Raw genomic sequence first — 7,751 nt, 5'->3', positions numbered from 1 at the left:
AATAATGTAACCAAACAGGCGATCAAAGATGCCTGTACTGCTTATAAGAATTTTTTCAAAGGTTTGCAGAAATTCCCAAGATTCAAGTCAAAAAAGAGGTCAATGCCGAAGTTCTATCAGGACAACGTTAAGATACGATTCAGTAATACCCACGTTAAATTTGAAGGCTTTTCCTCCAGCAGGAAGGCAAATAAGCAAAAAATGAATTGGGTAAGACTTGCAGAACATGGAAGGATTCCGACAGATGCTAAATATATGAATCCGCGAATATCCTTTGACGGATTGAACTGGTGGATCAGTGTATGTGTAGAATTTCCTGACTGCAGGGAAACACTTAATGATGACGGAGTCGGCATAGACCTGGGAATCAAAGATCTGGCGATCTGTTCTGATGGAACTAAGTATAAGAACATCAATAAGAGTCAGAAAGTAAAGAAACTAGAAAAACAGAAGCGCAGATTACAGCGCAGTATCTCTCGTTCTTACGAGAAAAATAAAAAAGGAGAAAGTTACTGTAAAACAAATAATGTAATCAAAAAGGAAAAACTTTTATTAAAACGAAATCACAGATTAACAAATATCCGTAAAAACTATTTGAATCAGACCATATCTGAGATCATAAATCGAAAACCAAGATTTATATGTATTGAAGATCTGAATGTCAGCGGAATGATGAAAAACAGACATTTATCCAAAGCAGTCCAGGAACAGAGATTTTTTTGGTTTAGAAAACAGCTCGAATACAAATGCAGCGATAAAGGGATTCAGCTTATTGTGGCTGATCGTTTTTATCCATCATCAAAGCTTTGCAGCTGTTGTGGAAATATCAAAAAAGCTTTGAAGTTATCTGACAGAGTTTATAGATGTGAGTGTGGGAATATGATTGACAGAGACTTCCAGGCATCTATAAATCTCAAGACTTATGGAGAACAATTTGCAAGCTGACACTGAAACGTTAATGCAAATATGTACGGATACGTTAGTCCGGAATTTACGCCTATGGAGAGTACAAGAACTTGTGAGTAGATTGATATTTATATCATCAAAAGCATACTCGTTGAAGTAGGAATGGAACATAGAAGTTTATAACTTTTTATAAGTTTTCAGTAACGGATTTTATGGAAAACCAGAACCAGACACCACATAAAAGGCGTGTCCGTTATAAAGGAAAATATCCGAAGAAATTCGAGGAGAAATACAAGGAATTACAGCCTGAAAAATATAAAGATACCATTGAACACGTGATTCAGAAAGGAAATACCCCGGCAGGAATGCATATCTCCATTATGGTTAAGGAAATCCTTGATTTTCTTAATATCCAGCCGGGAGAAACCGGATTTGATGCCACATTGGGCTATGGCGGCCATACGAAAGCGATGCTTCAGTGCCTGAATGGCAAGGGCCATATTTATGCAACAGATGTAGACCCTGAGGAATCTGCCAAAACAAAGAAACGTCTGGCAGAGCAGGGATTCGGGGAAGAACTGCTGACAGTAAAGCTTCAGAATTTCTGCACCATTGATGAGATTGCCAAAGAGGTTGGAGGATTTGACTTTATTCTGGCAGACCTCGGCGTTTCCTCCATGCAGATTGATAACCCCAAAAGAGGTTTCTCATTTAAAACAGACGGACCTCTGGATCTGCGCCTGAATCAGGAAGCCGGCATCAGTGCAGCCCGGCGTCTGGATACCATTTCCAGAGAAGAGCTTGCGGGAATGCTCTGTGAAAATTCCGATGAACCATACTGTGAGGAACTCGCCAAAGCCATTACCGATGAGATCCGCAGGGGAAATCATATTGATACTACCACAAAACTGCGTCGGGTAATCGAAAAAACTCTTGATTTCCTTCCTGAAAAAGAAAAGAAAGAGACAATTAAGAAAACCTGCCAGCGAACCTTCCAGGCATTGCGTATTGATGTCAACCATGAGTTCGAAGTACTGTATGAATTTCTGGAGAAGCTTCCGGATGCTTTGCGTCCGGGCGGACGAGTGGCAATCCTTACCTTTCATTCCGGTGAGGACAAGCTGGTAAAGAAAGCGCTTAAAGCAGGATACAAGGAGGGAATCTACTCAGACTATGCAAAAGATGTGATCCGCCCCTCAGCCAAAGAGTGCACACAGAACCCAAGAGCCCGTTCCACAAAGATGCGCTGGGCTATAAAGGCTAAATAAAGTTTTAACCGAATCAAGTAAGTCCCACTCACTGCTTCTATTGCGAAGAGCAATAAGCAGTGAGTGGGACTTGCTTGTAAGGGGCGATGTGATGAATCAGCATTCAAGCTATGCCGGATCATATTCATCTGCTCATGAACTGAAGACCGCAGTTTTATATTTCCGGTTATGATCAGGAGAGCCACGTCTTGTATTCTGAATCAGAGTGCAGACCGTGGCTCTCATTATTTTGTAGAATTGCTATAAACAATTGACGTATTTTGTAAACAAAAGTATACTATGCTTATCAAAAGAACGAAGGAAAGAAGCCCGGAGATTACACCTGACAACAGAGGAGTAATATGGGGAAAGGAATTGAACGGTATGGCTACTGATGGAGAGCTTTATGGGCAATATCTGAGCGGTGACGAGACAGGACTTGAACTATTGATAAAAAAATACGGCGACCCATTGACCTTATACATCGATGGTTATCTGCATGATGTCCACGAAGCGGAGGACTTAATGATGGAAACCTTTTCCTGGCTGTTTACGAAAAAGCCCCGCATCCGGGATGGATGTTTTAAGGCTTATCTCTATAAAGCGGCGCGGCACATGGCTTTACGCCACAAAAGCAGACGGCGGATTATCTTCAGTCTTGACGACCTGACCAGAGAACCGGAGGCGCAGACACTGGTGGAGGAGGTCATCCGCACAAAGGAACGAAATCAGATCCTGCATCTCTGCATGGACGAGTTAAATTCAGATTATCGGGAGGCTCTTTATCTGACCTATTTTGAGGGTATGAGCTATCAACAGGCTGCTAAGGTCATGGGAAAAAGTGTGAAGCAGATCACAAATATGGTGTACCGGGGAAAAGAGCGTTTACGTGGATTATTGCAACGGGAGGGTATTACAGATGTTGAAAAATGAGGAACGGATTGCTGAGGTAAAACGGCGTATTGAGGAAAAAGAACGACGGCAGAGACTGCGGTACAGACAGATTGTCTCCGCATTCTGCATAGCGGCATGTCTTGCAGTGATCGTTGGGGTTTCCTTTGCCATGCCCGGTATTGTCGGACAGATTACGCCCGGTACTTCTTCCGGTTTCGAAACGGCAGCAACAATTTTAGGCGGCGGCACTGCATTGGGATATATGGTAATCGGACTGCTGGCTTTTATTCTCGGCGTTTGCGTGACTATTCTGTGCTTCCGCATCCGCCAGCTGAACAAAGAGGAGCAGACGGAGGAACAAAAGGAGGACAATGAGGATGGAGCTGATCAGTAATCTTTTTCAATTCGCTGTCACCCTGCTGGGTTTTTGTCTGAGTGGTATCTGGTATCTGAAAGATCGAAAACAGACCTGTTTCCTGCTGACCTGCTTTTACGGATGCTTTGCCCTCGGCTCTCTTTACTGGACGCTGTATCTGCTTCTGTTTTCTGAAACACCGCAGGTCTTTTATGTGTCAGAGTTCGGCTGGGTAGCCAGTGTGATTTTCCTTTATCTTCTGCAATACACCCTTTCTTCTGCCGGGGAAAGAAGATTTTTGACACGAAAAGCCCTGATTGCCCCTTTGATTGGCATTCCGCTTTGTGTGTTTTACTGCACCTTTGGGGATGTTCTCTCCAATCTGCTCTGGTGTGGCATGATGATCGTTGTTTCTTATCATTCCATCCGGGGTCTTGCTTATGCACAGATACAGACGGGAACAGCGTGTAAGATGCGGTATTTCCACATTGGGGTACTGTGCTATGTGGCGGTGGAGTATGTTCTTTGGATCTCTGGCTGCCTGTGGCCGGGCTATTCCATTTCCGCTCCCTATTGCTGGTTTGATCTTTTGCTTACAGGCAGCCTGTTTGCGCTGCTGCCAGCCACAGGAAAGGCGGTGCAGGCATGACATATATTGAAAATGTATTTCTTTGCATGGCTTCGCCCCTGCTGATTGCCGCTCTGTGTATGGGAAAGCGGCAGAGAAAATTCTTTCTGTTTTGCTTTGCCGGGATGGGTGCATGTCTGCTTTCCGCATACATCAACACCTTTTTCGCTGCACTTTACAGAGCGGACACCTTTGCAGCTACCACAGAGATCGCCCCGGTGGTGGAGGAAGTGATGAAACTTCTGCCATTGCTCTTTTATCTGCTGATATTTGAGCCAAAAGCGGAGCGAATCAAAAATGCCGCTGTGATCACAGCTCTTTCCTTTGCCACATTTGAGAATGTCTGCTATCTGATCCAAAACGGAGCCGGTCATTTTTCTTTTATTTTCTTCCGGGGTATTGGAACAGGAGCCATGCACGTGATCTGTGGTGCCATTGTCGGCAGTGGTCTTGCATATGTGTGGCAGAGAACATGGCTGAAGATTGCCGGAACCTGCGGTCTGCTGGGAGCAGCAATCACCTTTCACGCAATTTATAATCTTCTGATCGCCTATGGTGGTGCAGCACAGTATATTGCTTATCTGCTGCCTGTACTGATCCTGACAGCGGGAAAACTGATTTTCCGCAGTTCAATACAATAATATAACCTGTTTTTTCTCTTTTGGGAGCTGTTTCGGCAGCTCTCAAATTTTTTTGAAAAAATTTGATTTTCAGGTGAGAGTTTTTCGCTTTTTTTGTACCTATATAAGTGAAAGAACTTTTAAGACTGTTTTTGTGGAAGGAGGTTGAAAGGCATGTACGATACAGAAAAGCGTATCGAATTGGTAAAAAAGCGAATGTATGAATACCACCGCCGCCAGGAGCGGCGCACAGTCTGCCGTCTGTCCGTTCTGTGTACCCTGCTGTTCCTGTCCCTTGTGGGGGCAATGGGAATCATGCAAAGCCAGCCAATAAACGCCACGGGAATGTACGGCACAATTCTGCTGCATGAAGGCGCAGGCGGTTATGTGTTGGTGGCTGTCATTTCCTTTACTGTGGCAGTCGTGATTACCGCATTATGTATCAAATTCAGAAAAAAAGGACAAAAAAGTCAAGACGCAGAAGATCATGTATAAAGAAAGGAAAAGGTGAAAAGTATGAGGAAAAAATTATTAGCCGGGATGCTGGCACTTGCACTGTGTTCTACAAATATGCCCCTTCAGACCATATTTGCGGAAGAATTTACTCCCGGAAATCCGGATGTAGTGTCAGAAGAAATTCCAGAGATTTTTACCAATGAGGAGCAGGAAGCAGTAGGAGAGACAGATGAGGAACTGTCTGCATTTGGTTCAGAAGAGATTCCTGAGTTCAATGATGCCCCCGATGAGGCAATGGCTGCTGCGGAAAATGCACGGATTAAAGAAATTGACTTAATCAATAGTAATGAAGTCATAAACGGAGTTTATACTATAAGTTCGGCAGGAGATTACAAATTCACATGCAGTAATAGGCAGGAAACAGCAAATAGAATTGTAGTTGATGGAAAGAATACTTCAGAGCAAGACAACATCAACATTTATCTTGATAACGTAAATATCAAAACATCTGCTGGTCCGGCGCTGCAAATTCAAAGAAGTGTTAAAACTCAAGTTTACATATATTTAGAAGGAATCAATAAGCTTAACAGTGAATGGAATGCAGCCTTACAGAAAGATAACGCTGCCAAACTTACAATAGATAACTCTCCAAACACTACCGGAGAATTAATTGCCATAAGTAGTTATGGTGCCGGAATTGGCGGGAGTTATAATAGTATCAGCAGTAACATTACCATTAGCGGTGGATCCGTAACTGCTACTTCTACTTATGGTGCCGGAATTGGCGGGGGTTTTATGAGCACTGGCAGTAACATTACCATTAGCGGTGGATCCGTAACTGCTACTTCTGGTTCTGGTGCCGGAATTGGCGGGGGGCCAGGGTACACCGGCAGTGACATTACCATTAGCGGTGGATCCGTAACTGCTACTTCTGATTCTGGTGCCGGAATTGGCGGGGGGCAAGGGAACACCGGCACTGAAATTACCATTAGCGGTGGATCCGTAACTGCTACTTCTACTTCTGGTGCCGGAATTGGCGGGGGGCAAGGGAACACCGGCAGTAAAATTACCATTAGCGGTGGATCTGTAAATGCTCAAATTGATTGCACGCCTCACAAGAATTTGGATAGCTCTGGTAACTACGACCAACACAGTCCTAATGTATATCTCTGCACCATTCCTAATGAAGGAAACGATCCAATAACTATAGACGATACTCCTTGGAGTCCATATAGTCATATAGCTGTTGACCCTGATGAAAAAAAACTGTATGCATGGCTGACTGGTGAAACACATACTATTTCTGTCGGAAATACAACACAGACCTATTATTTTGACAAAACTAATCAGAAATTCCAACCTATTACAAATCAGGACTTTACATTTACTGAGCCATCAAATTTAACATATAATGGAAAACCAAAAACAGCCTCTTTACAATGCAATATTCAAAATATGAGAAACATTACGTGGGATTATTACAAAAATGATGATAATACTCCGCAAACAAATGGAGCTGTCGATGCAGGAACTTATACCGTAAAGGCAAATATTGAAGAGAACGCTTACTATTCATCAATTTCAAATTTAACAGATAGCTCTTGGACTTTCACGATTAACCCTGCTCCTAAAGCACCCGGCTATACGTCCGAAACCACAAAATACGTTTCATGGTCCTATAAAAAGATCAGCGACATTCCCAATCTTCTTCCTACTGACGCCTGGAAATGGGATACAAATGTTAATCCTGATCAAGAATTACCAGTTGGAACCCCCATTACAGCTACCGCAATTTACAATGGCAGCGATAAAGGAAATTACCAAAAAGAAGAAATCAATTACACAATCACCAGAGAGGAATGTACACACGAACACACCGCAGGACGTTACTACTCCTCCCCATCCTGTACTTCCAGCGGATATAGCGGGGATACCTACTGTAAAGACTGTAATAAAACACTTTCCTATGGATACACCATTTCCGCATACGGCCATGACTATGACAACGGCGTTATCACTACAGAACCAACTGCCGAAACCGACGGAATCATAACTTACACCTGTAAGCGTTGCAAACATCAGGATACAAAAAATCTCGGTAAACTTGGTGACGGGGAACCTTACATTGAGGGAAGTTTCCAGAAGAAAGGCTGGGATGCTGTCAATGATCTGATCAAGGCTTCCAAAGAAAAAGATACCATTTCCATTACCCTGAATGGTGCCAAGGTACTTCCTGCCTCTGTTTTATCCGGGATAAAAGGAAAGGATATTTCCCTGAATCTCGATATGGAGAATGGTTTCATCTGGAAGATCAATGGTATTTCCATTGCAACAGAAACACCTGCAGATACCGATCTTTCTGTTACAAACACAGCAGAATATATCCCGGCAGCGTTATACAGCCTGATCTCCACAAACCAGAATGATTTCGGTTTCCATCTTGGAAGAAGCGGAGCTTTCGATTTCCCGTCTGTGCTTTCCGTAAAGACAGATGCTTCCTGTGCAGGACTTATGGCAAATCTGTTCTGGTATGATGTTGAGAATGGGGTTCTGCAGTGCATCCAGACCGTAACTGTAGGCGGTGCATTTGAGCGCAGTATTCCATATGCTGACTTTACCCTTTCCAAAGGACAGGATTATTTCAT

Annotated in this window: 8 protein-coding genes; all 8 read left to right on the top strand. The window is 43.4% G+C overall.

Annotation, left to right across the window (positions count from 1 at the left end; translation table 11 throughout):
• A partial coding sequence (locus I4V44_RS16890; protein WP_196003004.1) for an RNA-guided endonuclease InsQ/TnpB family protein occupies positions 1-945 on the top strand: 945 nt, incomplete at its 5' end.
• A gap of 173 nt (positions 946-1,118) precedes the next feature.
• Positions 1,119-2,174 carry a 16S rRNA (cytosine(1402)-N(4))-methyltransferase RsmH gene (gene rsmH, locus I4V44_RS16885; RefSeq protein WP_196003003.1) on the top strand — a complete coding sequence of 352 codons (1,056 nt, stop codon included), beginning with the start codon at positions 1,119-1,121 and terminating at the stop codon, positions 2,172-2,174.
• Positions 2,175-2,453: 279 nt separating this feature from the next.
• Entirely contained in the window at positions 2,454-3,086 is a 633-nt protein-coding gene (locus I4V44_RS16880) for an RNA polymerase sigma factor (protein WP_196003002.1), read from the top strand.
• Positions 3,073-3,441, top strand: coding sequence for a DUF4179 domain-containing protein (locus I4V44_RS16875; RefSeq protein ID WP_196003001.1), 369 nt, complete (start codon positions 3,073-3,075; stop codon positions 3,439-3,441). Before I4V44_RS16880 ends, I4V44_RS16875 begins: the two co-directional genes overlap by 14 nt.
• Positions 3,425-4,051, top strand: coding sequence for a histidine kinase (locus I4V44_RS16870; RefSeq protein ID WP_118330359.1), 627 nt, complete (start codon positions 3,425-3,427; stop codon positions 4,049-4,051). Before I4V44_RS16875 ends, I4V44_RS16870 begins: the two co-directional genes overlap by 17 nt.
• Positions 4,048-4,671: a PrsW family glutamic-type intramembrane protease gene (locus tag I4V44_RS16865; protein WP_119252781.1), complete on the top strand. Its 624-nt coding sequence runs from the start codon at positions 4,048-4,050 to the stop codon at positions 4,669-4,671. Before I4V44_RS16870 ends, I4V44_RS16865 begins: the two co-directional genes overlap by 4 nt.
• 153 nt (positions 4,672-4,824) lie before the next feature.
• A complete protein-coding gene (locus tag I4V44_RS16860) occupies positions 4,825-5,145 on the top strand; it encodes a hypothetical protein (RefSeq protein WP_196003000.1) in 321 nt (106 codons plus the stop codon).
• A 21-nt stretch (positions 5,146-5,166) separates the two neighbouring features.
• On the top strand, positions 5,167-7,751 hold a 2,585-nt coding region (locus I4V44_RS16855; RefSeq protein ID WP_196002999.1), incomplete at its 3' end, for a hypothetical protein.

The organism is Blautia sp. 1001283B150304_161114_C9 (assembly GCF_015668165.1).
GTDB lineage: Bacteria > Bacillota > Clostridia > Lachnospirales > Lachnospiraceae > Blautia_A > Blautia_A wexlerae.
Note: the sequence above shows the minus strand (reverse complement) of the source record. Positions and strands in the feature narration are given on the sequence as shown.

What these genes read in the sequence shown, in the direction of transcription:
- rsmH (WP_196003003.1), top strand. Translation starts at nt 1,119, where the DNA reads ATGGAAAACCAGAACCAGACACCACATAAAAGGCGTGTCCGTTATAAA.
- I4V44_RS16880 (WP_196003002.1), top strand. Translation starts at nt 2,454, where the DNA reads ATGCTTATCAAAAGAACGAAGGAAAGAAGCCCGGAGATTACACCTGAC.
- I4V44_RS16875 (WP_196003001.1), top strand. Translation starts at nt 3,073, where the DNA reads ATGTTGAAAAATGAGGAACGGATTGCTGAGGTAAAACGGCGTATTGAG.
- I4V44_RS16870 (WP_118330359.1), top strand. Translation starts at nt 3,425, where the DNA reads ATGGAGCTGATCAGTAATCTTTTTCAATTCGCTGTCACCCTGCTGGGT.
- I4V44_RS16865 (WP_119252781.1), top strand. Translation starts at nt 4,048, where the DNA reads ATGACATATATTGAAAATGTATTTCTTTGCATGGCTTCGCCCCTGCTG.
- I4V44_RS16860 (WP_196003000.1), top strand. Translation starts at nt 4,825, where the DNA reads ATGTACGATACAGAAAAGCGTATCGAATTGGTAAAAAAGCGAATGTAT.